24 protein-coding genes are annotated in these 26,825 nt (G+C 38.9%); 1 reads left to right on the top strand and 23 read right to left on the bottom strand.

Going from position 1 to position 26,825, the window contains the following annotated elements; all coding sequences use genetic code 11:
* Window positions 1-26 precede the first annotated feature (26 nt).
* The 18 genes from glyA to I5435_RS02415 form a co-directional block, all read right to left on the bottom strand.
* On the bottom strand, window positions 27-1,268 hold the full coding sequence (gene glyA / locus I5435_RS02500; RefSeq protein WP_024362896.1) for a serine hydroxymethyltransferase: 1,242 nt from the start codon (window positions 1,266-1,268) through the stop codon (window positions 27-29).
* A gap of 62 nt (window positions 1,269-1,330) precedes the next feature.
* Window positions 1,331-1,873 (bottom strand): TIGR01440 family protein, encoded by a 543-nt coding sequence (locus tag I5435_RS02495; RefSeq protein WP_337983179.1) that lies wholly within the window; start codon window positions 1,871-1,873, stop codon window positions 1,331-1,333.
* A gap of 126 nt (window positions 1,874-1,999) precedes the next feature.
* A complete protein-coding gene (rpiB, locus tag I5435_RS02490; protein ID WP_024362894.1) occupies window positions 2,000-2,437 on the bottom strand; it encodes a ribose 5-phosphate isomerase B in 438 nt (145 codons plus the stop codon).
* Window positions 2,438-2,794: 357 nt separating this feature from the next.
* Window positions 2,795-4,078 (bottom strand): methyl-accepting chemotaxis protein, encoded by a 1,284-nt coding sequence (locus I5435_RS02485; protein WP_337983178.1) that lies wholly within the window; start codon window positions 4,076-4,078, stop codon window positions 2,795-2,797.
* A gap of 8 nt (window positions 4,079-4,086) precedes the next feature.
* The gene (locus I5435_RS02480; RefSeq protein WP_258842039.1) at window positions 4,087-4,527 is read right to left on the bottom strand and encodes a low molecular weight protein arginine phosphatase; all 441 of its coding nucleotides are present in this window, start codon (window positions 4,525-4,527) and stop codon (window positions 4,087-4,089) included.
* A gap of 18 nt (window positions 4,528-4,545) precedes the next feature.
* Window positions 4,546-5,043, bottom strand: a complete 498-nt coding sequence (locus I5435_RS02475) for a manganese efflux pump MntP (RefSeq protein WP_024362891.1) — start codon at window positions 5,041-5,043, stop codon at window positions 4,546-4,548.
* Window positions 5,044-5,272: 229 nt separating this feature from the next.
* On the bottom strand, window positions 5,273-6,307 hold the full coding sequence (locus I5435_RS02470) for an L-threonylcarbamoyladenylate synthase (protein ID WP_024362890.1): 1,035 nt from the start codon (window positions 6,305-6,307) through the stop codon (window positions 5,273-5,275).
* A gap of 100 nt (window positions 6,308-6,407) precedes the next feature.
* A complete protein-coding gene (locus I5435_RS02465; RefSeq protein WP_108030613.1) occupies window positions 6,408-6,998 on the bottom strand; it encodes a stage II sporulation protein R in 591 nt (196 codons plus the stop codon).
* 44 nt (window positions 6,999-7,042) lie between these two features.
* The gene (prmC, locus tag I5435_RS02460) at window positions 7,043-7,903 is read right to left on the bottom strand and encodes a peptide chain release factor N(5)-glutamine methyltransferase (RefSeq protein ID WP_108030614.1); all 861 of its coding nucleotides are present in this window, start codon (window positions 7,901-7,903) and stop codon (window positions 7,043-7,045) included.
* The gene (gene prfA, locus I5435_RS02455; RefSeq protein WP_024362887.1) at window positions 7,890-8,966 is read right to left on the bottom strand and encodes a peptide chain release factor 1; all 1,077 of its coding nucleotides are present in this window, start codon (window positions 8,964-8,966) and stop codon (window positions 7,890-7,892) included. The genes prmC and prfA overlap by 14 nt, the downstream gene beginning before the upstream one ends.
* Before the next feature lie 266 nt (window positions 8,967-9,232).
* Complete coding sequence (locus I5435_RS02450; RefSeq protein WP_108030615.1) at window positions 9,233-9,805, bottom strand: thymidine kinase; 573 nt, start codon at window positions 9,803-9,805, stop codon at window positions 9,233-9,235.
* Between the two features lie 247 nt (window positions 9,806-10,052).
* Complete coding sequence (gene rpmE / locus I5435_RS02445) at window positions 10,053-10,256, bottom strand: 50S ribosomal protein L31 (RefSeq protein ID WP_004269457.1); 204 nt, start codon at window positions 10,254-10,256, stop codon at window positions 10,053-10,055.
* A 466-nt stretch (window positions 10,257-10,722) separates the two neighbouring features.
* Window positions 10,723-12,006, bottom strand: coding sequence for a transcription termination factor Rho (gene rho, locus I5435_RS02440; RefSeq protein ID WP_024362885.1), 1,284 nt, complete (start codon window positions 12,004-12,006; stop codon window positions 10,723-10,725).
* A 147-nt stretch (window positions 12,007-12,153) separates the two neighbouring features.
* Complete coding sequence (gene glpX, locus I5435_RS02435) at window positions 12,154-13,110, bottom strand: class II fructose-bisphosphatase (protein ID WP_024362884.1); 957 nt, start codon at window positions 13,108-13,110, stop codon at window positions 12,154-12,156.
* Window positions 13,111-13,206: 96 nt separating this feature from the next.
* Window positions 13,207-14,493 carry a UDP-N-acetylglucosamine 1-carboxyvinyltransferase gene (locus tag I5435_RS02430; protein ID WP_024362883.1) on the bottom strand — a complete coding sequence of 429 codons (1,287 nt, stop codon included), beginning with the start codon at window positions 14,491-14,493 and terminating at the stop codon, window positions 13,207-13,209.
* Between the two features lie 60 nt (window positions 14,494-14,553).
* Entirely contained in the window at window positions 14,554-15,204 is a 651-nt protein-coding gene (fsa, locus tag I5435_RS02425) for a fructose-6-phosphate aldolase (RefSeq protein WP_024362882.1), read from the bottom strand.
* A 151-nt stretch (window positions 15,205-15,355) separates the two neighbouring features.
* The gene (locus I5435_RS02420) at window positions 15,356-16,210 is read right to left on the bottom strand and encodes a class II fructose-bisphosphate aldolase (RefSeq protein ID WP_024362881.1); all 855 of its coding nucleotides are present in this window, start codon (window positions 16,208-16,210) and stop codon (window positions 15,356-15,358) included.
* A gap of 511 nt (window positions 16,211-16,721) precedes the next feature.
* Window positions 16,722-17,081 (bottom strand): response regulator, encoded by a 360-nt coding sequence (locus I5435_RS02415; RefSeq protein ID WP_025218580.1) that lies wholly within the window; start codon window positions 17,079-17,081, stop codon window positions 16,722-16,724.
* 156 nt (window positions 17,082-17,237) lie between these two features.
* Here I5435_RS02415 and I5435_RS02410 point away from each other — a divergent pair, with 156 nt between their 5' ends.
* Window positions 17,238-17,765 carry a DUF2529 family protein gene (locus I5435_RS02410; RefSeq protein ID WP_108030616.1) on the top strand — a complete coding sequence of 176 codons (528 nt, stop codon included), beginning with the start codon at window positions 17,238-17,240 and terminating at the stop codon, window positions 17,763-17,765.
* Window positions 17,766-18,130: 365 nt separating this feature from the next.
* On the opposite strand, the gene I5435_RS02405 is transcribed toward I5435_RS02410, so the two are convergent.
* The 5 genes from I5435_RS02405 to I5435_RS02385 form a co-directional block, all read right to left on the bottom strand.
* Window positions 18,131-19,723, bottom strand: a complete 1,593-nt coding sequence (locus tag I5435_RS02405; protein WP_024362878.1) for a CTP synthase — start codon at window positions 19,721-19,723, stop codon at window positions 18,131-18,133.
* Window positions 19,724-20,443: 720 nt separating this feature from the next.
* On the bottom strand, window positions 20,444-20,971 hold the full coding sequence (gene rpoE, locus I5435_RS02400) for a DNA-directed RNA polymerase subunit delta (RefSeq protein ID WP_337983177.1): 528 nt from the start codon (window positions 20,969-20,971) through the stop codon (window positions 20,444-20,446).
* Between the two features lie 463 nt (window positions 20,972-21,434).
* Window positions 21,435-24,683 carry a fused isobutyryl-CoA mutase/GTPase IcmF gene (gene icmF, locus I5435_RS02395; RefSeq protein WP_337983176.1) on the bottom strand — a complete coding sequence of 1,083 codons (3,249 nt, stop codon included), beginning with the start codon at window positions 24,681-24,683 and terminating at the stop codon, window positions 21,435-21,437.
* Between the two features lie 294 nt (window positions 24,684-24,977).
* Window positions 24,978-25,610 (bottom strand): TetR/AcrR family transcriptional regulator, encoded by a 633-nt coding sequence (locus I5435_RS02390; protein WP_024362875.1) that lies wholly within the window; start codon window positions 25,608-25,610, stop codon window positions 24,978-24,980.
* Window positions 25,611-25,613: 3 nt separating this feature from the next.
* A complete protein-coding gene (locus I5435_RS02385; protein ID WP_337983175.1) occupies window positions 25,614-26,750 on the bottom strand; it encodes an acyl-CoA dehydrogenase in 1,137 nt (378 codons plus the stop codon).
* Window positions 26,751-26,825 lie beyond the last annotated feature (75 nt).

Below are 26,825 nucleotides of genomic sequence, written 5' to 3'. Positions count from 1 at the left end.
TAGTCACAGCCTTTTCGCAATAATGATTATGCGTATAATGGATGTTTGTCAGTTAAAGCTTTTACGCGCTCTTTTGCTTCAGCTTTCACCGCTTCATCTTCAGGGTTTTTAAGTACAGCTGCAATAATAGCGCCGACTTCTTTCATATCTTCTTCTTTAAAGCCACGAGATGTTACAGCAGGTGTACCAATACGGATACCAGAAGTAACAAATGGAGATTCTGTATCGTAAGGGATTGTGTTTTTGTTTGTTGTAATACCTACTTCATCTAGTGCATGCTCTGCTACTTTACCAGTTAAGCCAAGAGATTTTACGTTTAATAGTAATAAGTGATTATCTGTGCCACCCGAAACGATTTCTACACCTTCAGCGATTAGCACGTCTGCTAAAGCGCGTGCATTTGCTTTAATTTGTTTGGCATATTCTTTGAACTCAGGTTGTAAAGCTTCGCCAAATGCTACTGCTTTTGCAGCGATTACGTGCATAAGTGGTCCGCCTTGGATACCTGGGAATACAGATTTATTTAATTTTTGCTCCCATTCTTTAGATGCAAGAATTAAACCACCACGTGGGCCACGTAATGTTTTATGTGTAGTCGATGTAACAAAATCAGCGTAAGGAATTGGTGATTGGTGCTCTCCAGCAGCTACAAGACCTGCGATGTGTGCCATATCAACCATAAAGTAAGCTCCTACTTCATCGGCAATTTCACGGAATTTAGCGAAATCAATTTCGCGTGGATATGCAGATGCACCCGCTACAATTAGTTTTGGTTTATGTGCTAATGCTTTTTGACGAACATCTTCGTAGTCAATTACATGTGTATCTTCTGTTACACCGTATTCAACGAAATTGTAAAGCACGCCTGAGAAGTTTACAGGAGATCCATGTGTTAAGTGACCGCCATGAGATAGGTTCATCCCTAGCACTGTATCGCCTGGTTCTAAAATTGTATGGTATACAGCCATATTCGCTTGTGCACCAGAGTGTGGTTGTACGTTAGCATATTCTGCACCGAAGATTTCTTTCACACGGTCACGTGCAATATCTTCAACTACGTCTACGTGCTCACAGCCACCATAGTAACGTTTTCCCGGATAACCTTCAGCATATTTGTTAGTAAGAACTGAACCTTGTGCTTCCATTACTGCTTCAGATACAAAGTTTTCAGATGCAATTAACTCGATATTCGCTTGTTGACGTTTTTTCTCTGCTAAAATCCCATCTAATACTGCTTTGTCTTGTACTGCTAATTTTTCGTATGCCATGTTTGAAAAAGCCTCCTAAGTATTATCGTTATTTACCTGTACCTCTGACAACAGAAGTAGTGTTATTTATATACAGCACGTTCGCCACCAATTAGCTTTGGACGTGATGTTGCTACTGTGACAATTGCTTCCCCTACTGTTCGTACGGATGTACGAACTGGAACAGCTACTTCCTTTAAATGCATACCAATTAGCGTTTGTCCTATGTCAATACCTGCATGTGCACGTATCGCCTCTACAACAACTGGGTTTTCCAATTTTGTATACGCATAAGCTGACATTGACCCGCCTGCAGTACGAACAGGTATGACTGCTACTGGTTCATAGCCAAACTGTTCTGCAACTGAAGCTTCCATCGTAATTGCACGATTGATATGCTCACAGCCTTGGAATGCTAGATATAGCTGATGTTTCTTTGCAAATGCTTGCAACGGCTCAAAAATCGCTTGTGCTGTTTCCAACGCACCCGCTGTGCCAATTTTCTGACCAATCACTTCAGACGTAGAGCAGCCTACGACAAAAATAGTCTTTGGTCGCAACACTACTTGCTCTTCGAAATCACTGAGTAACTGAGTCAATTGCGTTTGTATTTGTTGCACAACCATTAAGCTCAGCCCCTTTTATTGATGTCTTTTCCTTACGCTAAGCCGTACAATGGCATAGGGCGAAGTGACAGCATATGCTGCCACTGCCTATTCGCTATTGTGACCACGACTGAAAAAGCGTATTGTTTATTGTTCTAATTCAGCGATTTTTTCTACGCGGCGTGTATGGCGACCGCCTTCAAAATCTGTTTCAAGCCATGTTTTAGCGATTTCACGTGCAAGGCCAGGACCAATGACGCGCTCACCCATTGCTAAAATATTTGAATCATTATGGCAACGAGTTGCCTTTGCACTAAATACATCGTGTACTAAAGCACAACGAATACCTTTTACTTTGTTCGCAGCGATGGACATGCCAATCCCTGTTCCACAAATTAAAATGCCTTTATCAAATTCCCCGCTAGCAACACCTTCAGAAACTGGCTTTGCATAATCAGGATAGTCTACTGAATCCGCAGATTGTGGACCAAAATCTTCGTAGCTAATATTTAGCTCATCTAACAGTTGCATAATCTCACGACGTAAATTATTGCCTCCGTGATCAGAAGAAATTGCTATTCTCACTGGGTTCCCTCATTTCGAAATATAGTCAACATTAGTTTACCACTTCTCTCCCTAGAATAACATGATTTTTGTTGCATTTTTATGCTGATTTCTCCTAAAAGACGAACGTTTCTTGTAAGTTGATTAAAAAACGTTCATTTTTAGGTCTTTTTTTTGTGGATAATGTGAATATCCTGTTAATAAATTCGGATAATGGTCTTTTGTTCTAATATTCCCTCTTCTGAAGTTTGTCTGTTTTTTCTATTACGGTGGACAAACTATTTTGATATCTTTTCCAAAAGACCCCATTATCGTCCATGCCAGATAAAATAAAAAAACTGTGGGCATGCTTTTTAAGCTTGTCCACAGTCTAATTTTCTATGCTTGTCTATCAAATTGTTGAATCATTTTATGAAGCGCTTCAGATTGCTTTTTTAAATCTTGCGCAAGTTGTTCAACCTGCTCGATTGCATAAGCTTGTTCTACTGTTGCACTGCTAACTTCCTGAGCACCTGCTGATGTTTCTTGTGCAATTGCTGCTACTTCTTGTGATTGTCGAGCTGTTGTTTCGATATTGTGCATTTGTTTTTCTATTAATGAAGAAATCTCGACAATTGCGTTTGCCATTTCATGCACACTAGAGGACATTCCTTCAACAGCTGTCGTTGTCTCTGATACACGTGCTGCTTCTTTTGTTGCAAATGCTACCTGTTGATTCATTTGCTTCACGACAATCTCAACATTTTGTTGCATGGATTGGATTAGAGAAGTAATGCCTTGTACTGCTTTTGCACTTTCATCCGCTAAGCCACGAACTTCTTCTGCTACAACCGCAAAGCCTTTTCCATGTTCTCCTGCACGAGCAGCTTCAATGGAGGCATTTAACGCTAGTAAATTAGTTTGTGCAGCAATATCCCCTACTAAACTAATAATCCGTTCAACTTGTCCCGCATTGTCTTCCAATGTACGAATACTTTCTAACGCTTCGTTGTTGCCTGCTGCAATTTGTTGAATGCTGTTGACTAACGTTTCAATCGCTTTTGTTGTATTAGTTAAATTATGTAAAATCTCTTTCGATTGTGTTGCAGACTGTTCAGCTCTCGTATTGACTTCAGTTGCTAATGCTCGCACATCTTCAATTGCTTCTGCGGTATCTTGTACTGCTGTAGCTGACGCTTCGGCGCCTTCGGAAATATGTCTCACTGTCACCGCAATACCGTCTGCTTTCTTTGTAGCAACAGCGGTTTCATCGGAAAGCTTAATAATAGATTGATTTGTTTGTTGGAAGTTTTGATCGATGCTTTCTACCATATGTCGTAAATTTAACACCATTTGTTGGAATGCTATAGCGACTGAACGAATCTCATCATTTGTTTTCGGCATCACTACATCCTGTCCAATTTTACCTTCTGCAACACGTGTAGCAGAATATTCAAGCTGCTGTAATGGCTTGATTAAAATAACACTGAAAATTGCAGCTAAAATACCTGACCAAGTAATCCCTAATAAATAAGTAATCACTTCAAATAGCTTACGATTGGTTTCCGGGAAAACAGTAGGTTGTATAAATTCAATGAAGATAAAGCTTATACTATATGTGATTAGTGCAAGTATACTTACAAATAATACTAGTTTAAGTCGTAAGCCAAACTGTTTTTTCATAGTGCCCCTCAATTCTTCTCAAGTATTTTTACTAATCGTTCAACTAGTTCCTGTAATTCTGCAAAGGTTTCCTCATAAATTGCTTTACTTCCACCGTAAGGATCTACAACATTTTCATAGCTTCCTTCACTCGTATATTCCTTCAATGTAAAAACTTTTTCTTCCGTATGTGGATAGTTAGCAATGATGGTATCTTTATGTGCTGTGGTCATCGTTAAAACGAGATCGGCCCACTCCACTTCTGCTATGGATAGTTGTGTAGCTAAATGCTGATGAGCTATATTCGCCTCATGTAAAACTTGCTGTGCATGTGCAGACATTTCGGCGTTCGGCATTGCATAAATTCCAGCTGAACGAACATTAACATCGGCGAGTTGTTTCTGTTTTAAAATGGCCTCTGCCATCGGACTGCGACAAGTATTCCCAGTACATACAAATAATATATTCACACTTATCACCTTCCTTATTTATTTTTTAATTGCAAGGATACTCATAATGATAAAAATAATGCCTGCAATTATTTGAATTTTATTTCCAAAAAAAACCTGACTTCTGCGTGCTAAAACTAAAGACCCATAAGAACAAATAAAAGCACTCAATCCAGCACTAATTATAAAAATTGTTTTTTCTAAGTTAAGCATACCAAAAGAAACACTCACTGAAAAGGTATCTAGGCTAGCAGTCACAGCTAATAAAACGGGTGAAATGGTTATTTTCTCATTTTTGTGAGAAGACAACAGTAAATGGAGGCCAATACTAAATAATAAAATACTAGAAATCCATTGTCCCCATTCTAACAAAAAACGCACTAAGTAGCTTCCTAATTCAAAGCCGAGCAGTGGAAAAAGCATATGTAACGTGGCTGTCCACACTGCCAAAAACAAGCGATATCTAACATTTGGAATTAATACAAATAACCCGATGACATCTACAGACGTTAAAATACCTGCAAGAATCCCCTGCAAGAATGCACTCCTTCGCTTTCTAATATTTTATCATTTTATGCTCGAAAATACAGTATTATCAATAATGTCCATATCAAAAAAAGCATCAAGAACGAACTTCCTTGATGCTTTCATATTACGGGTAAACTTGTGGATATCTCTGGTAAATTCTTGCTTGTCGCGATGAAAACTCGGCGCATCGCCACGAAATTCTCACCAATCGCCAGTAGAGTCTCGATGCATTCCAATGTTAACGTGTATACCATTTACCGCCCGCGGCTTTTTCGAGTCTGTTCATAATGGCGGCACCTACACCTTCAGTGGATGTTGTCGTCGCTAATATAATGGTAGCTTCTGTTTTATCGCAAGCACGTAACGCATGGTATAAAGACGCACCCATCTCTTCTTTGCTACCTGCTTCACCGATTGAAAAATAAAAATCCGTTTTAATATGCTCAAAGCTAGCAGGTGCTAGAAGTGCTACTTTATGTTGCTGTGCTTGAAGTTGCTGTATTGCTTGTTGCACTTTTTGGTCATCACAGTCGATTAAGTAGACAGGTGCATTGGGCGCATAATGCGTGTACTTCATACCTGGCGCTTTCGGTGTTTCTTCCATTGTCTGTTCTATTTTGGACGGTTGAATAACTGGGCCGATTACAGACTCTAACATTTCCTTTGTAATGCCACCTGGACGTAATATAACGGGTGGTTCATGCGTAACATCAAGGACAGTTGATTCAAAGCCAATGCCTGTTGGACCACCATCTAAAATATACGGTATGTACCCTTCTAAATCGTCTTTTACATGTATCGCTTCTGTTGGGCTTGGTTTCCCGCTTCGATTCGCACTTGGTGCAGCTAGCGGTTTTTGTATTTGCTGTAGTAATGCTAACGCAACGGGATGATCAGGCATACGAATGCCCACTGTTTTTAAGCCAGCTGTCACACTTTCTGCTAGCGCATTTGGTTTTACTGGCATCACCAGTGTAAGAGGCCCTGGCCAAAATACATCCATACATTTTTTTGCAAGTTCAGAAATATGTTCTATATAAAGGTGAACTTCCTCTTTCGTTCCTATATGGACTATAAGCGGGTTATCGGATGGTCGACCTTTTGCCTTAAAAATCTTTTTGACTGCTTCATCATTTGTAGCCACTGCCCCTAAACCGTAAACCGTTTCTGTTGGAAATGCCACAACTTCTCCTGCATTTAAGATATCCACAGCTTGTGCATAAGTTATTTGACTATTCACATTACTGTCCACAATCTTGCAAACGGTTTCCATATGAAAAACCTTCTTTCAATCGTTGTTTTTTTCTGAATTATCCACATTTTGTTTATAACTTATCCATAATTGTGTATAAGTTATCTGAATTTGTGCACAATTACTCAAAAATTCCTTTAATCCATTCCCAAATAAAAAATGTCACTTGTTCTTTTTCTTCTTTCTTTTCTTCCTTTTTTTCCTCTTGTTCAGGTTCACAAATAGATGGGAAAATGCTGCACCACCAGTTATCGCCACGCGCATCACCAATTTTCACGACAATTGAATGATACATATTTTGTGGGTAAAACATTGCTTCCTGTCTTTTCGGTGGAAATAAGTTATCCCCAAGTACAACTTGTGTATGCAATTGTGGATAATTTTCTTTTATTTGTGCTTCAATATTCTTTTTTAATGTCGCAATGCTGTCATTATCCACATCTGTAGTAGCACCTACTTCTAATAAATAAGGCTTTAAGTCTTTGACAAGTTGCTCTTTTTCTAGTTGATCATTCGTTGTATTGCTATTTGCTATAACTCTTATACGAAAATCATTTTCTTGTTGATGATTCATAGCTTGCTGTGCAGAACCTATTAATGATGGAATATATAAAATACATAGTTGTAAAGCTATCGCAATGATTACTAGTCTAGCAAAGGCTAGTATACTATTTTGTTTTGGAAATCTAACAATCTTGTATTCGTTTAACATAAAAATCCCTCCTTGCTCAACATTGTGGTCAAGAAGGATAATCTTTATACATGAATTTCACAAAAAACCATACGAGGTTTCCCATTAATATCTTTTTCCACGGTAACACTAGCCTGTGGAAAACTTTCTTTAAAAAATTTCGCTACTTGCTCTCCCTGTGTATAACCAATTTCCAGTCCAATTAAAGCTGGCTTGTTCATTAGGGCCGGAAGCTGTTGTGCTAGTTTACGATATAACACAAGTCCGTCCTCTTCTGCAAAAAGAGCGCTATGCGGTTCATGCTCCAACACAATGCTAGACATCTCCTTCGCTTCTTCAAAGGCGATATATGGAGGGTTCGATAACACAATATCAAACTTTTCCCCAACTAAAGGTGCTGTTAAATCGCCTAGACGGAAATCAATATCCGCAGCTAGTAATTGTGCATTTTTTTGGGCAGTAGCTAATGCCGCAACAGATACATCTGTTGCTACAACTGTTAATTCTGGACATTCTAGCTTCATAGAAATGGCAATAGCACCGCTACCTGTTCCTATATCTGCTAGCTTTAGCGTTCTGTTTTCAAATAATTGGCCAATTCGATTGGTTGTTGCCAGCACTAATTCTTCGGTTTCAGGTCTCGGAATAAGCACCGACTCATCTACTATAAATGTACGTCCGTAAAATTCTTCGCTACCAATACAATACTGCACAGGTCGGCCACTTGCATGCTCTTCAATCAATTTTTCAAACCGTTCACTTTGCTCAAAGGTTAAGGTGTCTTGTAAGTGTAACATCACAGCCGAATACGTTGTGCCGAGTACATGCTGCATGACAATACGAGCAGCAGTCTCTTCGCGTCCATTATCCACTAAAAAAGAAGAAGCCCAATCAAGGGCCTCCATTACATTTTTATAGGTCATCATTAAGTCGCTCTAACTTCGATGCTTGCTCTTCTAAGATTAGCGCATCAATAATTTCGTCTAGTCTACCCTCAACGATTTGATCTAGCTTTTGAATTGTTAAGCCAATGCGATGATCTGTGACACGGTTTTGTGGATAATTGTATGTGCGGATACGCTCTGAACGGTCTCCCGAACCTACTGCTGACTTACGTGTTGCATCAATTTCTTTTTGTGCTTCTTGTAAATACATATCTGCTACACGTGCACGAAGAATTTTCATCGCTTTTTCACGGTTTTTAATTTGTGAACGTTCATCCTGCATGGATACAACAACACCTGTTGGTAAATGGGTCATACGAACAGCTGACATCGTTGTATTTACCGATTGCCCACCTGCGCCTGAAGATGCAAATGTATCGACACGGATATCTTTTTCGTGAATTTCAACATCTACTTCTTCTACTTCCGGTAAGCAAGCCACTGTCGCTGTTGATGTATGAATACGTCCTTGTGATTCAGTTGCTGGTACACGTTGTACACGGTGTGCACCATTTTCAAATTTAAATTTAGAATAAGCGCCTTGCCCGTTAATCATAAAGATTACTTCTTTGTAGCCGCCCATTGGGTTTGGTGTTGCTTCCATAATATCAATTTTCCAGCCTTGTGTTTCAGCATAGCGAGAATACATACGGAATAAGTCACCTGCGAAAATATTTGCCTCATCACCGCCGGCTGCACCACGAATCTCCATAATAACGTTTTTATTGTCATTCGGATCTTTCGGAATTAATAAAACACGAAGACGTTCTTCCAACTCTTCTTGCTGTTCTTTTAATGAGTTGAATTCTTCTTTTACCATCTCGTGCATATCCGGATCTTTTTCATTCTCTAACATTTCTCGTGTATCAACTAGTTGATCTTTAACACTTTTATATTCACGATAAGCATCCACTGTCTCTTGAATATCCGATTGTTCCTTTGAATATTCACGTAATTTTTTACTGTCGTTTACAATATCAGGATCACTTAAAAGCTCATTTAGCCTTTCATAACGATCCTCTACTGCTTGTAGTCTATCAAACATGGGCTTCACCTCTATTTAGTTCATTTATCTATATTCAAGTAGAAGTTCGCCTCTCTTTAAAGTGAATGAGACGAACACTATTTTCCTCTATTTGTTAATTATTCCGGCTACGAATTATATTAGGCGTAATTATATGCATGGAATATTTCCCTTACTTAGTATAAGGAAAATTCCGCGTGTATGCTACAATTATTCGGTGGATTGCTTAAAATCATGATAGCCATACGATGAAATTAACAATAGTCCACTTCCATGTTAACACAACTTTAAAGCGGTGGATGTGCGTGGCACTTTCGACAAACAGGATAGTAAGAATCGTTACCTCCGATTTTTATTTGATCGCCTGTATACACAGGTTGACCATTATCATCGACACGTAAATTCATCGTTGCTTTTTTATGGCAGAACCAGCAAATCGTTTTCATTTCTTCAATTTTATCTGCATATGTAAGCATATACTGACTACCCTCAAATAATTCATTTTGGAAATCATTCTTTAGGCCAAAGCCCATCACAGGAATATCTAGTTCATCCACAATATTCGCTAATTGTAGCACATGTGCCTTTTTTAAAAATTGCACTTCATCTACAAGCACGCAGTATGGCTTTACTTCATTATTTTTTACAAGTTCAAAAATATTTGTATCCTCATAAATTGGAATAGCCTCTTGTCTTAAGCCTACTCGACTTGAAACAAATCCAACCTCGTCACGTGTATCAAGACCTGACGTAAATATCATGACAGGCTTTTGCTGTTCTTCATAGTTATGGGCAACTTTTAAGATTTCTATTGATTTGCCACTATTCATCGCGCCATGTTTATAGTATAGCTGTGCCATTGTATTTTCTCCCTCCCTGTTGTCATTGGATTTTGAAAGGAATTATTTAAGCAATTAGCTTTAAGCCCGAACGATTATAGCTGTGGGTTGGCTTAAAATTTCAAAATCCGCTCTACTGCTGTTATATATTAAACGCCCGCAACGTTGCGAAAGAAACCTATACTCTAAGACGCAATGATTGCTTGCACTTTTTAAATACTGAAAAAAATACCTGCCAAGCACATGCTTGGCAGGTATTAAACTAACATTAGTTTTTAAGACCGTATTTTTTGTTGAAACGATCCACGCGACCATCAGCAGACGCGAATTTTTGACGGCCAGTATAGAATGGGTGACATTCGTTGCAGAACTCGACAACGATGTTTTCTTTTACTGAACCAGTTTTGAAAGTGTTACCACAAGAGCAAGTTACTGTTGCTTCTTTGTAGTCTGGATGAATTCCTTGTTTCATATTCGTTTTCTCCTCTCGCCCTGAACCATCTGGAACAGAGTAATTCGAACTGTACCTTACATAGCCCGAATATGTCGGCTACATATGTACACGTTGCATACTTTTGAAGTATAACATAGTTATTTTATTGTTTTCAAGCAAAAAATATTGAAAACTATTCACGAACTTCGCGAAATAGTTTGGCACTATTTAACGCCAAAATCCACCTGTACATGCACCCGCAATTAATCTTACTTTACTAGAATGCAATAAAATCTAATGTTCTGTGCTCTTTTAAAAGCTCTACTTCAAGTTGTATTCACTTTGTAGCTAAAAGAAATACGTTCTTCTTAAACACTTATTGATAATGATTATCATTTTAGCTATACTTTTATTGAAGCCGTAAAAAAACACCAGTAACGACAATCGTTACTGGTGTTTCCGAGTGTAGATAAATTGTTTGAGAATTGTTTGAGTGACTGGCACCTTAAAGTAGGCCTTTACCTTTAGTGGCTTTTTTCATATCTTCATTTAACTTTTCGAAAAATTCTTCGTTTGATTTTGTTGTGCGTAGCTTTTTCAAGAAACGCTCTGCAAAATCTGGCGCATCTGAAAATGTTTTTCGGATTGCCCATAGTTTTTCAAGTTGTTCTGGCTCAAGAAGCAATTCTTCCTTACGTGTACCTGAACGACGAATATCAAGCGCAGGGAAAATACGACGCTCTGCTAATTGACGATCTAAGTGCAACTCTAAGTTACCCGTCCCTTTAAACTCTTCATAAATAACTTCGTCCATACGTGAACCTGTATCTACTAAAGCTGTAGCTAAAATTGTTAAGCTACCACCTTCTTCAATATTACGAGCAGAGCCGAAGAATCGTTTTGGTCTATGGAAGGCCGCAGGATCGATACCACCTGACAGCGTACGACCACTTGGCGGAATAACTAAGTTATATGCACGAGCAAGACGTGTAATGGAGTCCATTAAAATAATCACATCACGTTTATGCTCTACTAAGCGGCGTGCACGTTCTAACACAATTTCTGCTACCTTCACATGATTTTCCGGAACTTCATCGAAAGTAGAACTTACGACATCCGCATTTACAGAACGCTCAATATCCGTTACTTCCTCAGGACGTTCATCGATAAGTAATACGATTAACTCTGCCTCTGGATGGTTAGTTGTAATAGCGTTAGCAATTTCTTTTAATAATGATGTTTTACCAGCCTTAGGTGGCGCAACAATTAATCCACGTTGACCAAATCCTACTGGTGCTACTAAATCCATAATTCGAGTCGATAGATTGCGCTGTGTAGTTTCAAGCTTGATTTGGCGATCAGGATATAACGGCGTCAATGCTGGGAAGTGAACACGTTCTTTTGCTACTTCAGGATCTTCTCCATTTACAGCATCCACCTGTAGTAATCCATAGTAACGTTCATTTTCTTTAGGGGGACGCACTTTACCAGACACTTTATCCCCATTACGAAGATCAAAACGACGTATTTGAGAAGCAGAAATATAAATATCCTCTTTACTTGGTGAGTAATTAATTGGTCGAAGGAAGCCAAAGCCCTCTTGCGATACAATCTCAAGTACCCCTTCCATAAAGAAATAACCCTCTTGCTCTGAACGCGTTTTCAAAATAGCAAAAATTAATTCCTTTTTCGTTAGTTTGCTATAATACGAAATTTTGTATTGGCGTGCGAGGGCGTAAAGCTCCTTTAACGTCATGTTTTCTAATTGAGCGATTGTCAATGTAGACATATGCACAACTCCAGTCTTTTTCAAAATATAATGCATGTATTGGGGTAAACATAGAAGTTTTAAAGTAAAACTATGGGATGGTTTAAATGAAGAAGAAGGTACCTAGTGCAAATAGTTGCACTAGGTATATTTTAGAAGAAAATATTATTAATAGCTAGGTTTTTTATCAAGAGCGTGACGACCTTCTACAAAACGCACAGTACCTGACTTCGCTCGCATAACGACTGAATGCGTTAAAGCATAAGCACCTTTGTACTGCACACCTTTTAATAGCTCACAATCTGTAACAGCGGTTGCTGCAAAAATTGCATCGTCACCTTTTACTAAATCATCTAAGTAAAGAACTTTATCTACATCTACGCCCATTTGTTTACAGCGTTCTAACTGTTCTTCATCTTCTGGCACTAATTTAGCCTGGAAGTCTCCGCCAAGGCATTTTAATGCAACAGCCGATATAACACCCTCAGGTGCACCGCCCATACCAAACATAATGTCGATGCCTGTTTCATCAAAGGCAGTGTTAATCGCTGCTCCCACATCACCATCTTGAATAAATTTAATACGAGCTCCCGCTTCACGAATCTCATCTACTATCGCTTGATGGCGTGGGCGATCTAATAGAGTAGCTACTACATCTGAAATATCTTTATTTTTTGCTTTTGCTACTTGTAATAAATTATAAGTAACAGAGGCGTTAATATCAACTTTTCCTGCCGCTTCTGGTCCTACAGCAATTTTCTCCATGTACATATCTGGTGCATTTAATAGATTACCTTTATCAGCAATTGCTAATACAGTCATAGCACCGTTTGTACCTTTTGCCACTATATTAGTACCTTCTAAAGGATCGACTGCTATATCTACTTTGGGACCGCCATTACGAAGACCAAGCTCCTCACCAATATAAAGCATTGGTGCTTCGTCCATTTCGCCTTCCCCAATTACTACTGTAGCATGCATTGGAATCGTATCGAACATTGAGCGCATTGCTGTCGTTGCTGCATCATCTGCCTCAATTTTCAAACCGCGACCCATCCATTTCCCGGATGCGATTGCTGCTGCCTCTGTTACTCGTACTACTTCCATCGATAAACTGCGTTCCATTGTTGTTTTGCCTCCCGTTATCGGCATGTTTTATTTTACCGAAACATTCAAATTACCTTTATTGTAACATAATTGGCTCAAAACTTTTACCTTACATTACTCCTTTGCCTCTGCAACGCTAACCATAATTGTTTCACGTCGAATATCTGCGCCTAAGTCACGTAATTTTTCAATAAGTGAGCTATAGCCACGTTCAATATGATAGATATCATGAATTTCAGTTTCACCTTCAGCTAATAAGCCAGCTAGAACTAATGCTGCACCTGCGCGAAGGTCTGTCGCAGTGACACTTGAGCCATGTAATTTACTTGGACCAGTAATTATCGCTGTATTTCCTTCTACACGTGCGTTGGCATTCATACGACGTAGTTCATCAATATGCTTAAAACGAGCCGTATAAATGGTATCTGTGATCTTTGAAGAGCCAAGAGCTTGCGTCATTAACACAGAAAGTGGTTGCTGAATATCCGTAGGGAACCCAGGATAAACTATCGTTTTGACGTCAACCGCTTGCAATGTAGATAGGTCTGTTTTAGGAACAAAAATACTTTCCTCGTCTATGTCAATCTTGACGCCCATTTCACGAAGCTTTGCTGTAATTGCCTCTAAATGCAATGGAATGACATTATCTATCGTAATGCCGTCGCCAACTGCTGCTGCCATTATCATAAATGTAGCGGCTTCAATACGGTCTGGAATAATTGTATGTTCCGTTCCATGCAGTTCCTCAACACCTTCAATGCGAATAACACTTGTACCCGCACCTTTAATATTGGCACCCATATTCGTCAGGAGTGTGGCTACGTCAATTATTTCAGGTTCTTTTGCGGCATTTTCAATAACCGTACGTCCCTTTGCACGTACCGCAGCAAGCATAATATTGATTGTTGCGCCAACACTTGCGACGTCTAAATAAATTTTAGCGCCGATTAATTCTTCAGCACGCAAATAAATCGCACCATGCTCGTTAGTAATTTTAGCGCCAAGGGCTTCAAACCCTTTAATGTGTTGATCGATTGGACGCGGCCCTAAGAAACAGCCACCCGGCAAACCGATGACAGCCTTTTTAAAGCGACCAAGCATGGCACCCATTAAATAATAAGAGGCGCGGAGTTTTTTTACATTACCATTTGGCAACGGTAGTGCAACCATATCGGATGGATCAATAATCATTTTGCCATCCTCAAATTGCACTTCTCCACCAATCTCTTCTAACAAGGCTTTTAAAGTCCAAGCATCTGAAATTTCGGGAATCCCTCCAATTGTCACTGGAGAGTTCGCCAAAATTGATGCTGGAATTAAGGCGACTGCACTATTTTTTGCACCACTAACTTTAATTGTACCCTTTAGACGATTTTCGCCTGTAATTTTATAAACATCCATTTCGCGTTCTCCCTCATGATTGGAAAGTAATTTTTGCATTTGACTCACTTTATAATCTTATTATTCACCTTTTCGCTTATTCCAATCCGCTAAAAATCCTTCAATTCCTTTTTCCGTTAATGGATGGTGGAAAAGTTGTTTTAACACTTTGAAAGGAGTTGTTGAAATATGTGCGCCAGCAAGAGCTGCTGCCGTTACATGTTGCGGGTGACGAATAGAAGCAGCAATAATTTGTGTTTCGATATTATGGATTGTGAAAATATCTGAAATTGTTTCGATAAGTTCAACACCGTTTTGACCAATATCATCTAAACGGCCGATAAATGGTGATACATATGTAGCACCTGCACGCGCAGCCATTAATGCTTGGTTGGCACTGAAAATAAGTGTTACGTTTGTTTTAATGCCTTTGTTTGCAAAGAAGCGACACGCTTCTAAACCAGCGGGTGTCATTGGTAATTTCACTGTAATATTCGGTGCAATAGCCGCTAATTCTAGACCTTCTTTAATCATACCTTCAGCATCTAATGCAATAACTTCTCCACTTACTGAGCCATCAACTAGCTCGGCAATTTCACGTAGACGATCATGGAAAGATACGTTCTCCTCTTTTGCCACTAATGATGGGTTTGTTGTAACGCCTGATAAAATGCCCCATGCGTGTGCTTCTTTAATTTCATCAAAGTTTGCTGTATCAATAAAAAATTTCATAATATTTCCTCCCTAACCCTATTTATTTATATTATTAATTTTTTTCAAAAAAGTTATGATTTCAAAAACAAGAGAAGGTCGATTGCTAGCATCAACACTTCTCTTATTATGTGTATTCATCTATGCTTTTGTACCATATGTGAAGCAAAAATTATGCTTTTTGTGCACTACCAAATTCACGGATTTTACCGATAACTGTTGTTTTAATCGCTTCACGTGCTGGTGCTAGGAATTTACGTGGATCGTAAACAACTTTATCGTTGTCAAGGATTTCACGAATCACTTTAGTCGCAGCGATTTGATTTTCAGTATTCACATTAATTTTAGCGGTACCTAATGAAATGGAACGTTGAATATCTTTTGTTGGAATACCTGTACCACCATGTAATACTAAAGGAAGATCTGCTAATTTAGAAATTTCTTCCATTTCTTTGAAACCTAAGTTTGGTTCACCTTTGTATGGACCATGAACAGAGCCGAGCGCTGGCGCTAAGCAATCAATATCTGTTAATTCAACCATTTTACGGCACTCTTCTGGATCAGCGTACATAATACCACCAATTACGCCATCTTCGTCGCCGCCAACTGTTCCAAGCTCAGCTTCTACAGAAACGCCTTTCGCATGTGCATATTCAACTACTTTTGAAGTAATTGCAATATTTTCTTCGAAAGGATGATGTGATGCATCAATCATAACAGAAGTAAATCCTGCATCAATCGCTTCTTTACATTTTTCAAAGCTTGAACCATGGTCAAGGTGAATAGCTACTGGCACTGTCGTACCATAAGATTCCATTAAACCTTTTACCATGTGTACAACTGAAATAAATCCGCCCATATATTTACCTGCGCCCTCAGATACGCCAAGGATAACCGGTGATTTTTCTTCTTCTGCTGCTTGTAAAATTGCTTGCGTCCATTCAAGGTTGTTGATGTTGAATTGACCAACTGCATAACCTTCTGCCTTTGCTTTAATTAACATCTCTTTCATAGATACTAACGCCATACTAAAAATCCTCCTTTTAGGACTATTCTTTATACATAATTGTGCTATTCAATCATAGCAAAAATATAAGCCCCTGAAAAGAAATTTCAGGGGCTTATATTTTTGCCCCGATAGCGAAGTGCAACGCAGCGACAGGGGCACTTTTTTTCTATAAGCCCCTGAAAAGAAATTTCAGGGGCTACTATTTTTGCACCGATAGCGAAGTGCAACGTAGCGACAGGGGCACTTTTTTTCTATAAGCCTCTGAAAAGAAATTTCAGGGGCTACTATTTTTGCACCGAAAGTGGAGAGTAACGTAGCAGTTAGTCTGAGTTGATGGTAGCGGAGACGTCGACTTCTGCGGGAACGCATACAACGTAAGACGCGTGCATTCTGCGCGTTAGCGAGGGTTGTGGCTTACGTGTGTGCCCGCGGAAGGCGTCCGTTGTAGCACACATCAACAGCACTAGCATGCGCAACAAATAACACCTATGTATAAAAAAACAGGCGGTGTTTGCCACTGCCTGCTTAACTATGTTTTTAACGTTTTATTTACTTCGTCACGCACTTCAAAAATATCAAACGGCTTCGTAAAATATCGAATTGCCCCTAATTCCAACGCCTCCTGCACAACATCTAATTCACCGTATGCTGTCATCATAAAGACAGGTAATTCGGGCCATTTCTCTTTTAAACACTTTAAAATTTCTATGCCATCCATGCCAGGAATCTTCATGTCTAGCAATACACAGTCTATCGATTCTTCCTCTGCATAACGTAGTGCCTCAGCGCCATTCGCTGCTAAATATGTAACGTAACCTTCTTTTTTTAATACTTCATTTAATAGCAAACGAATTCCCTGCTGATCATCAACAATTAGTAATCGTTTCACATTGCATTCCGCCCTTTTTGAATTATTATTCTTGCACAAAAAGATCTATATATGTAATATTCTCCTTTTACAGCTTAATACCTTCTAGTATTATAAATTATCTACTCTTTTGCTTTATGCTTCACACATCCATATAATATTGATTGAGGTGGAATCATGTCAAAAATTCTAACAACACAGTTGAGCGGATTATTACAAAGAATAACACAAAATGAAGAAGAAGCTATTGAAGAAACAGCACGATTACTTGCACAAGCTGCGATAGGCGAAGGCAATGTCTATTTTGCTTGCTTTGGTGAAATGCAAGTTGTCGAATTAAATGCACTTCAAGGTGTAGAGCGTTTTTCTAAGCTACTCCCTTGGAACGAGCATACAGTCGTTAGCGAAGCAGATCGCATCTGTATTTTTACACGCAGTGCTCATGATCAGGAAGCATTAGCCTTAGCACAAAAATTGAGTGCTCAATTTATACCATTTGCAGCAGTGGCGAGTGAAGTAGCAAATAACGAAAATCCATTAGCCGATTTAGCGTATACATATATCTCCACTCGTATGCGCGGTGGTTTAATGCCTAATGATTTAGGTGAGCGTATTGTTGTACCGCATGCAATAGCTGCACTGTTCATTTATGAAGCTGTAAAAGTAATTTATGATGAAATGCTTGGCTTGGATGAGGAACTGTAATCGTTTCATAATATGCAAACTAAAATGCTTTAAACAAGAGGCTGGGACATAAGAGAAAAGGTGTTAGATTGATGGCAGTCAATCTAACACCTTTTTTGCTATATCGTTGTTGTCCGCTACGACGGTGCTTTCCGCTCAGCACAGTAAGCCGCAACCCTCTGCTTTCGCGCGTATGCCCGCGTCTTACATTATGTGCTGTTCTGAGCAGGAGTCACCGCCTCCGCTACCAAAAACTAGTGAACACTTCTAATTTTTTATTAATTGCAAAAGCAAGAATTGCTAAGGTCTCCATATAGCAAAAATTTATGAACACCTTTCCTCTGTTCCTTAAATTTTTGTAGTTATGTCCCAGCCTCTTCTTACTATTATTTAAATGTTGCACCAATGAAATCACGGAATAATGGTTGTGGACGGTTTGGACGTGACACGAACTCTGGGTGGAATTGGCATGCTACAAAGAAATTGTTTTCTGGTAGTTCAATGATTTCCACTAATTTTCCATCCGGGCTTGTTCCTGAGAACACAAGACCTTCTGCTTCCATTGCTTCACGGTATTCATTGTTAAATTCATAACGATGACGGTGACGTTCATAGACAAGCTCTTTGCCATAAGCATCACTTGCTTTTGAGCCTTCTTTTAACTTACATGGATATAAACCTAAACGTAATGTTCCACCAATATCTACGCTATCGTTTTGATCTGGTAGGAAATCAATAATAGGATACTGTGTTTCTGCATCAAGCTCTGTAGAATGTGCTCCTTTTAAGCCTAGTACGTTACGAGCAAATTCAATTGTTGCTAATTGCATACCTAAACAAATTCCTAAGAATGGTACATTATTCTCACGAGCATATTGCGTAGCTAAAATTTTGCCCTCAACCCCGCGATCACCAAAGCCACCAGGAACTAAAATAGCATCTGCACCTTTAAGTAACGATACAACATTATCAGCATCTACATGCTCTGCATTAATCCAATCAATATCAATATCAGAGTTAAACGCATAACCTGCATGTTTTAACGCTTCTACTACTGAAATATAAGCATCTTGTAGCTCAACATATTTCCCTACTAATGCCACTCTGCGTTTATTTGGTAAGCTCTTCACTTTTGCCACAAGGTCACGCCATTCTTCCATATCTGCCTCTGGCGCTTTAATGCCGAAATGATCTAGCACGATATCATCGAAATCTTGTGCATGGAGATTTAAAGGTACTTCATATAAGTGCTCTGCATCACGAGATTCAATAATTTCATGAGGTTGTACGTCACAGAACAATGCTAGTTTTTCTTTCATATCTTGTGGTACTTCTTGTTCTGTACGCACAACGATAATATTTGGTTGAATCCCTAAAGAACGTAATTCTTTAACAGAATGTTGCGTTGGTTTTGTTTTTAATTCACCAGCAGCTTTAATGTAAGGAATTAGTGTACAGTGTACATACATGACATTGTTATGACCTAAGTTTGTTTTCATTTGACGAATGGCTTCTAGGAATGGTAGTGATTCAATATCGCCTACCGTTCCCCCAACCTCTGTAATAACAACATCTGCGTTTGTTTCACGTCCAGCGCGTTGGATACGATCTTTAATTTCATTTGTAATATGAGGAATTACTTGGACTGTTCCACCGTTGTAATCACCACGACGTTCTTTTTGTAAAACAGATTGATAAACGCGACCAGATGTCACAGTTGAATGTTTTCCTAGGTTAATGTCAATGAAGCGTTCATAGTGACCTAAGTCTAAGTCAGCCTCTGCACCATCATCTGTTACAAATACCTCACCATGTTGATAAGGACTCATTGTACCTGGGTCGATATTGATATATGGGTCAAATTTTTGAATTGTAACTTCTAACCCACGGTTTTTTAATAAACGTCCTAGAGATGCTGCAACAATCCCTTTTCCAAGTGATGACACTACCCCACCTGTTACAAAAATATACTTTGTCATGAAAAATTCCTCCTTATGTTGTTCTAGATCTTGTTAGTAAAAAAAGTATATTGCGTCCATCCAATGTGTCACTTATGTTTACCGATTCGCCTAATTGCAGGAAGGTAATGTAAACGTTCAACACCGTTGTATGGACCTGAATAAGAAACATCTATGCTTTCCTATCCCTAAAATAAGAAAAGCCGAGAATGCCTACATAAGATGCAGTCAATTCGAAGCTGTAATCGTTTCTATCTCTTTTTTACTTTCCTTTTCTACATTGTCCTTCATCGTAAAGTGATTTTGCATTCCTCTCTTGTGAGCAATTTCATTATCCCTCCACTAGAAGCACTAACATATTCTCAGTCACCGATTTACTTTACAGAAAGAATAGTTCTGCAACATATAGCTTGCTATCCTTATCTATACGTATGGGAGTGCTTGACTGAATATTGATTAATTACCCTCTCGGCGTATGCGTTCAGATTTATTCAAACCTGCTAAAAAAGCGGATTTTAAAACTGTACCTTCTGCCAAGCCTTTAACTTAATTTAGCTTCCCAAAGCAAGTTAAAAACAAAAAAAACGCCCCTCCTGCATAGGTTTGCAGGGGGAGCGTATTATATACACGGTCTTTCTCCTTTTTTTAAGGAGCCCAAGTAAAAGATTAAACGTAACCGTGATAGAAGTCAAGAATTTTTACTACATGTAAAAAAGTAAGAAAATTCAAAGCAAGTTAGTCTTACACTTCTTCCTCTTCTTCTTCTTCAAATTCTTCATCATCTTCAATGAAATCTTCATCTATTTCTTCATCAATATCTTCTATATCTTCTTCATCAAAGTCGATTTCTTCTTTTTCTTCATCGATTTCTTCTTCAACAAATTCTTCATAGTCTTCATCGAAGTCAATTTCTTCTTCGTCTAAATCTTCCTCTATATCATCTTCATCATCAAGAGCAGCTTTAGATTTTTTCTTATGTGTTTTCACAGAAGGAGCTGTTTCTTCTTCGATTTGTTCAACTTTAAACCATTCACGTAAGCCCCAACCAGTTTCTTGATTGAATAAGAAACGTCCATCAATGTTCATATCTGTGTAAAATTGTAGTAGGCGTGATTTTATTTCTTCATCGCTATAGCCAACAAGCTCTTTAATAATTGTAAGCAGGTCATTAAATGACACTGAAGCACGTTTTTCTGTTAAAATTGCATAAGCTAAGTTAATTAACGATTCTTCCGCTAATTGTTCCTTTGTCATTTCACGAAAATTCAATTCGTGCACTTCCTTCCTCTCATCACAATGGACGTTTTAAAATTAAATAGTGCTTTATTTTCGGAGCGCAGCTAAAAAAGACCGCACAAAAGTAACTTTCCATACCATAAGCATAATACCCATTATATACAATGTTTTAGTCTCTTTGCTACCTTCAATTACTGTTTTTTATATTACACATTTTTTTTATCCCTAGAAAAAACAAATATATCGATAATAAAAGTAAAGGAATAGCGCCAATTTGCTTATTATACAGGAAAATGACTCCTAATACTAAAGCTAAAACAATAATGTAGTGAATTATTGATTTCATCCTCCGCTGCGCCCCCCTCTTTTTTACATTTCTATTATAACGAAAATAAAAAGAAGTGCCTAATCGTATGACTAGACACTAAAAAATTAGCAGTTTTTCGGATAGACTAGCATTGCCGTTCCTCATTAAGCAAATTCACAGTCTTTTGTTTTACATATTGCGACGGAATTGTCCTCCGACTTCATATAAAGCCTTTGTAATTTGTCCTAGACTCGCTACTTTTACAGTTTCCATTAGCTCTTCGAAAATATTGCCATTGTTTACAGCTACCTCTTGTAAGCGGGCTATCGCTGCTTCTGTTGCCCCCTCATGCTGTTGCCAGAATAACTGTAAATTGCGAATTTGTGTTTCTTTTTCTTCTGATGACGCACGAGCAATTTCCATATTATCAATCGCATCATCTGTAGGCGGATTCGGGTTTAAGTATGTGTTAACACCGATGATTGGTAATTCACCTGAATGCTTTAACATTTCATAATGCATCGATTCTTCTTGAATTTTACCGCGTTGATATTGGGTTTCCATCGCACCCAGTACACCGCCACGATCATTAATACGATCAAACTCTTCTAACACAGCTTCCTCTACTAAATCCGTCAATTCCTCTATGATAAATGCACCTTGTAATGGATTTTCATTTTTCGCTAAGCCATGTTCTTTTGTAATAATCATTTGTATTGCCATTGCCCGTCTTACTGATTCCTCTGTTGGCGTAGTAATGGCTTCATCATATGCATTTGTATGCAAAGAGTTACAATTATCTTGCAATGCCATAAGTGCCTGTAATGTTGTTCGAATATCATTAAAATCTATTTCTTGAGCATGCAAACTTCGCCCAGAAGTTTGGATATGATATTTAAGCTTTTGTGCACGGTCATTTGCACCGTATTTATCACGCATGACAACTGCCCAAATACGACGTGCTACACGGCCAATTACTGTATACTCCGGATCTAAACCGTTTGAGAAGAAGAATGATAAATTTGGTGCGAAATCATCAATATTCATACCTCGGCTTAAATAATATTCAACATACGTAAAGCCGTTTGCAAGTGTAAATGCTAGCTGTGAAATTGGGTTCGCTCCTGCTTCTGCAATATGATAGCCCGAAATAGAGACAGAATAGTAGTTACGCACTTTTTTGTCGATAAAATATTGTTGAATATCGCCCATCATGCGAAGCGCAAATTCCGTAGAGAAAATACATGTATTTTGCCCTTGATCTTCTTTTAAAATATCAGCCTGTACTGTACCACGCACAACCTGCAATGTTTTCTCACGCGTCTCTGTAAATTCTTCAACTGTTAATGGTCTTCCTAGTTCTTTTTCTCGTAATTGAACTTGTTGATCAATAGCTGTATTCATAAACATCGCCAAAATAATTGGCGCTGGTCCATTAATTGTCATAGATACAGAGGTTGAAGGTGCACAAAGGTCAAAGCCTGCATAGAGCTTTTTCATATCCTCAAGCGTACAAATAGAGACGCCTGATTCACCAACTTTACCGTAAATATCCGGACGGTAATCAGGATCCTCGCCATAGAGCGTTACCGAGTCAAACGCGGTTGATAAACGTTTAGCATCATCATCTTTCGATAAATAGTGGAAGCGTTTATTTGTACGTTCTGGCGTACCCTCGCCGGCAAATTGTCGTTTCGGATCCTCTCCTTCACGCTTGAACTGGAATACACCTGCTGTATAAGGGAATTCTCCTGGTACATTTTCACGATATACCCAACGTAAAATTTCACCGTAGTCCACAAACTTCGGCAGTACAACTTTCGGTATTTTTGTGCCTGAAAGACTCGTTGTCGTTAAAATTGTACGAATTTCCTTATCCCGCACTTTGGTTACAAACTCATCCCCAGCATAAGCTTCTTTCAATGCTTGCCAATTATCTAAAATACGCTTCGATTCTGCTGTTAATTCATCTCGTACACCTTCCGCTAAAGAAGTAAGTGATGCAACAAGGGCATCATCTGGCGCCTTTTCCATTACTGCTGCGATGGCACCTTCTAATTGGAATAAGCGACGAGCAAATGCAACCTGCTGCTCTGTTTTTTTATGATAGCCACGCACTGTATCAGTTATTTCACGAAGATAATAGCGACGATCATTCGGAATAATAACATCCTGCTTTTGCGTTTTGGCAAATTGTTCGTAACCTGTTTCCCAATCGCTTCCTGTTTTTTGGTTAATAATCTGAACCAATGCAGCAAATAACGCATTCGTTCCTTTATCATTAAATTGACTGGCAATCGTGCCGTAAACAGGCATTTTATCGATTGGTTCATCCCAAAGCTCTCGAGAACGTTGGTATTGCTTCTGTACTTGACGTAGTGCGTCTTCTGAGCCTTTTCGTTCAAATTTATTGATGGCAATGACATCAGCAAAATCAATCATATCGATTTTCTCAAGCTGTGTCGGTGCTCCAAATTCGCTCGTCATTACATACATGGATAAATCAGTGAATTTTGTAATTTCTGCATCGCCTTGACCAATACCACTCGTTTCAACAATGATTAAATCATAGCCTGCCACACGTACAACATCCAATACATCGCCAATAGAAGCCGAAAGCTCCGTACGAGAACCACGTGTTGCTAAACTTCGCATATAGACACGATTATTGAAAATAGCATTCATACGAATACGATCTCCAAGTAAAGCGCCACCTGTTTTTTGCTTTGTTGGATCCACCGATAAAATTGCTACACGCTTTTCTGGGAATTCTTTTAAAAAACGACGGATAAGCTCATCCGTTAAAGAGGATTTACCAGCACCACCTGTACCTGTAATCCCTAAAATCGGTGTTCCTTTTGAGCGCTTACGTGCTTCCTCTAGCATTCTTTTCGTTTCTTCATCGTTATTCGATTCAGCTGCGGTTATTAAATTTGCTAAAATTTCTGGTGTTTCAGTTGTTAAAGCATCTAGCTTTTCTAAATAGTCACCAGTTGCAGTTGGAAAATCTGTACCTTTAATTTGCTCATTAATCATACCTTGCAGCCCTAATACACGACCATCTTCTGGTGAGAAAATACCTGCAACGCCGTAAGCATGTAATTCTTTAATTTCACGAGGCAAGATCACACCGCCACCGCCGCCGTATATTTTAATATGCGGTGCACCTTTCTCACGCAGTAAATCATACATATATTTAAAGTATTCCATATGGCCGCCTTGATAAGAAGATACAGCAATGCCTTGTGCATCCTCTTGAATCGCAGCATTGACGACTTCTTCTACAGAGCGATTATGTCCCAAATGAATGACTTCCACACCGCTCGATTGTAAAATCCGTCGCATAATATTGACCGAAGCATCATGACCATCAAAAAGACTTGATGCTGTAACAAAACGTACGTGATTTTTTGGACGATACACTTCTACCTTTGTCATATGAAACCCCTACTTTCTCCCCTTAGTAAATCTTTTCATCAATGTTTGCATTGATTTCATCATTTAAAAAGTACAAACACAGAACCATTTTGCTTCGTACCGATGCTTTGCTAGCAAGCAGTGAATCACTGTTAAATGCCAGCTTCCGACTCGTTCAAATGAAAAATCGACACATTGTATGGGCTTCTTGAGCCTAGTGAAATACCATCAGCTCTGCGCCATACGCCATTATGAAAAAAATCGGTAATTGCAATGTCGCATTATGCAATTACCGACAAACCCCTTTGGAACTTATTAAAACCCCTTAATGCCTGAAATGAACAATGTTGTTTGCATTTCAATATACTCGTCAAGCGTATGTTGACGGTGAAGCGCCCATTTGCGGAACGCCCAGCTTTGACCTTGAACAACTAAATTATTTGCTGCTAAATGAATTTGCTGATCAGTCATTGTTAGTTCCCCTGACTGTACGCACCGTTTTAACAATCGTTCAAAAGTGGCAACCATCTCAAACTCTTTACTAAAAACATAACGCTGTGCTTCTTTGGATAATGATTTCGTTTCCTGATACATGATTGTTAATTCATCTACCATGCTATCGATTTGTAAAAAATACTCACGAATCATTTCTTTTAACTCTTCTATCGTTCCTGCCTTTATCTCATAGCTTGATAGACGTTCCATCGCATGGTGGTAGATGCTATCACAAACGAGGTATAGTACATCTTCTTTTGTACGAATATATTCATATAATGTACCGATACTAAAACCTGCTGCTTTAGCAATTTCTCTTGTAGTAGCACGATGGAATCCTTTTTCTTTAAATAATTTAATAGCACCTTGAATCATTTGTTCTCGGCGGATGGCAATGAGATTTTCGTCTTTCACGGTTGACTGGACTTGGGGTCTTTTGTTCTTTTCTGTCATAAATTATTTCGTCAACATACGCGAGATAACAAGACGTTGAATCTCTTGTGTACCTTCGTAAATTTGAGTAATTTTCGCATCACGCATAAAGCGTTCTACTGGATAATCTTTCGTGTAACCATAACCACCAAAGACTTGAACTGCCTCAGTTGTGACGCTCATTGCTGTATCACTAGCCATTAACTTTGCCATTGCCGATGCCTTACCGTAAGGAAGATTGTTTGTCTCTAACCAAGCAGCTTGGTATGTAAGCAGACGAGATGCTTCAATTTGCGTTGCCATATCCGCTAATTTAAAGGACACACCTTGGTTTGCAGTAATTGGCTTACCGAATTGTACACGCTCTTTGGCATATTCAACCGCAGCATCTAAAGCACCTTGCGCAATTCCTACTGCTTGAGCTGCAATGCCGTTACGTCCACCATCAAGTGTTGTCATTGCAATTTTAAAGCCGTCTCCTTCAGCCCCAAGTAAGTTTTCTTTTGGTACACGGCAGTTATCGAAAATAATTTCTGTTGTCGGTGATGAACGAATCCCTAGTTTTTTCTCCTTTTTACCGACTGAAAAACCTGCAAAACCTGCTTCAACGATAAAAGCGGACGTGCCGTTTTTCGCTTCTGGGTCTGTTACTGCAAATACGATATATGTATCTGCTACGCCACCGTTTGTAATAAAAATCTTTGAACCATTTAGAATATAATCATCGCCATCGCGTTTTGCATACGTTCTCATACCACCAGCATCCGAACCAGAACCTGGCTCTGTTAAACCATAAGCACCGATATGTTTGCCTTCTGCCATTGGTCGCAGGTACTTTTGTTTTTGTTCTTCAGTACCAAATTTATATAGCGGCCAACCTGCTAAAGAAGTATGAGCAGATAATGTTACCCCTGTCGAAGCACATACACGAGATAATTCTTCAACAGCAATGACATAGGCAAGGTAGTCAAAGCCTGCACCACCATATTCTTCTGGCCACGGAATACCTGTTAAGCCTAATTCAGCCATCTTATCAAAAATGGCACGATCAAATTCTTCATTTTCATCGCGTTCTGCGGCTGTTGGTGCTACCTCATTTAAAGCAAAGTCGCGAATCATTTCACGTAATTGTTCATGTTCTTCTGTTAATTGAAAGTTCATTGTCCATTTCCCCTTTAATTTTAATGAAGTTCGCCTGTTCCTTTATTGAATTGCCTATAAATACGTGTGCATAAA

It is taken from the genome of Lysinibacillus sp. C5.1 (genome assembly GCF_016350185.1).
Taxonomy (GTDB): domain Bacteria; phylum Bacillota; class Bacilli; order Bacillales_A; family Planococcaceae; genus Lysinibacillus; species Lysinibacillus sphaericus.
This window is presented reverse-complemented; position numbering and strand designations above follow the sequence as displayed.

Coding starts and splice junctions, on each gene's coding strand:
- glyA (WP_024362896.1), bottom strand. CDS start 1,268: ATGGCATACGAAAAATTAGCAGTACAAGACAAAGCAGTATTAGATGGG.
- I5435_RS02495 (WP_337983179.1), bottom strand. CDS start 1,873: ATGGTTGTGCAACAAATACAAACGCAATTGACTCAGTTACTCAGTGAT.
- I5435_RS02485 (WP_337983178.1), bottom strand. CDS start 4,078: ATGAAAAAACAGTTTGGCTTACGACTTAAACTAGTATTATTTGTAAGT.
- I5435_RS02470 (WP_024362890.1), bottom strand. CDS start 6,307: ATGGAAACCGTTTGCAAGATTGTGGACAGTAATGTGAATAGTCAAATA.
- I5435_RS02465 (WP_108030613.1), bottom strand. CDS start 6,998: ATGTTAAACGAATACAAGATTGTTAGATTTCCAAAACAAAATAGTATA.
- prmC (WP_108030614.1), bottom strand. CDS start 7,903: ATGATGACCTATAAAAATGTAATGGAGGCCCTTGATTGGGCTTCTTCT.
- prfA (WP_024362887.1), bottom strand. CDS start 8,966: ATGTTTGATAGACTACAAGCAGTAGAGGATCGTTATGAAAGGCTAAAT.
- I5435_RS02450 (WP_108030615.1), bottom strand. CDS start 9,805: ATGGCACAGCTATACTATAAACATGGCGCGATGAATAGTGGCAAATCA.
- rpmE (WP_004269457.1), bottom strand. CDS start 10,256: ATGAAACAAGGAATTCATCCAGACTACAAAGAAGCAACAGTAACTTGC.
- rho (WP_024362885.1), bottom strand. CDS start 12,006: ATGTCTACATTGACAATCGCTCAATTAGAAAACATGACGTTAAAGGAG.
- glpX (WP_024362884.1), bottom strand. CDS start 13,110: ATGGAACGCAGTTTATCGATGGAAGTAGTACGAGTAACAGAGGCAGCA.
- I5435_RS02430 (WP_024362883.1), bottom strand. CDS start 14,493: ATGGATGTTTATAAAATTACAGGCGAAAATCGTCTAAAGGGTACAATT.
- fsa (WP_024362882.1), bottom strand. CDS start 15,204: ATGAAATTTTTTATTGATACAGCAAACTTTGATGAAATTAAAGAAGCA.
- I5435_RS02420 (WP_024362881.1), bottom strand. CDS start 16,210: ATGGCGTTAGTATCTATGAAAGAGATGTTAATTAAAGCAAAGGCAGAA.
- I5435_RS02410 (WP_108030616.1), top strand. CDS start 17,238: ATGTCAAAAATTCTAACAACACAGTTGAGCGGATTATTACAAAGAATA.
- I5435_RS02405 (WP_024362878.1), bottom strand. CDS start 19,723: ATGACAAAGTATATTTTTGTAACAGGTGGGGTAGTGTCATCACTTGGA.
- icmF (WP_337983176.1), bottom strand. CDS start 24,683: ATGACAAAGGTAGAAGTGTATCGTCCAAAAAATCACGTACGTTTTGTT.
- I5435_RS02390 (WP_024362875.1), bottom strand. CDS start 25,610: ATGACAGAAAAGAACAAAAGACCCCAAGTCCAGTCAACCGTGAAAGAC.
- I5435_RS02385 (WP_337983175.1), bottom strand. CDS start 26,750: ATGAACTTTCAATTAACAGAAGAACATGAACAATTACGTGAAATGATT.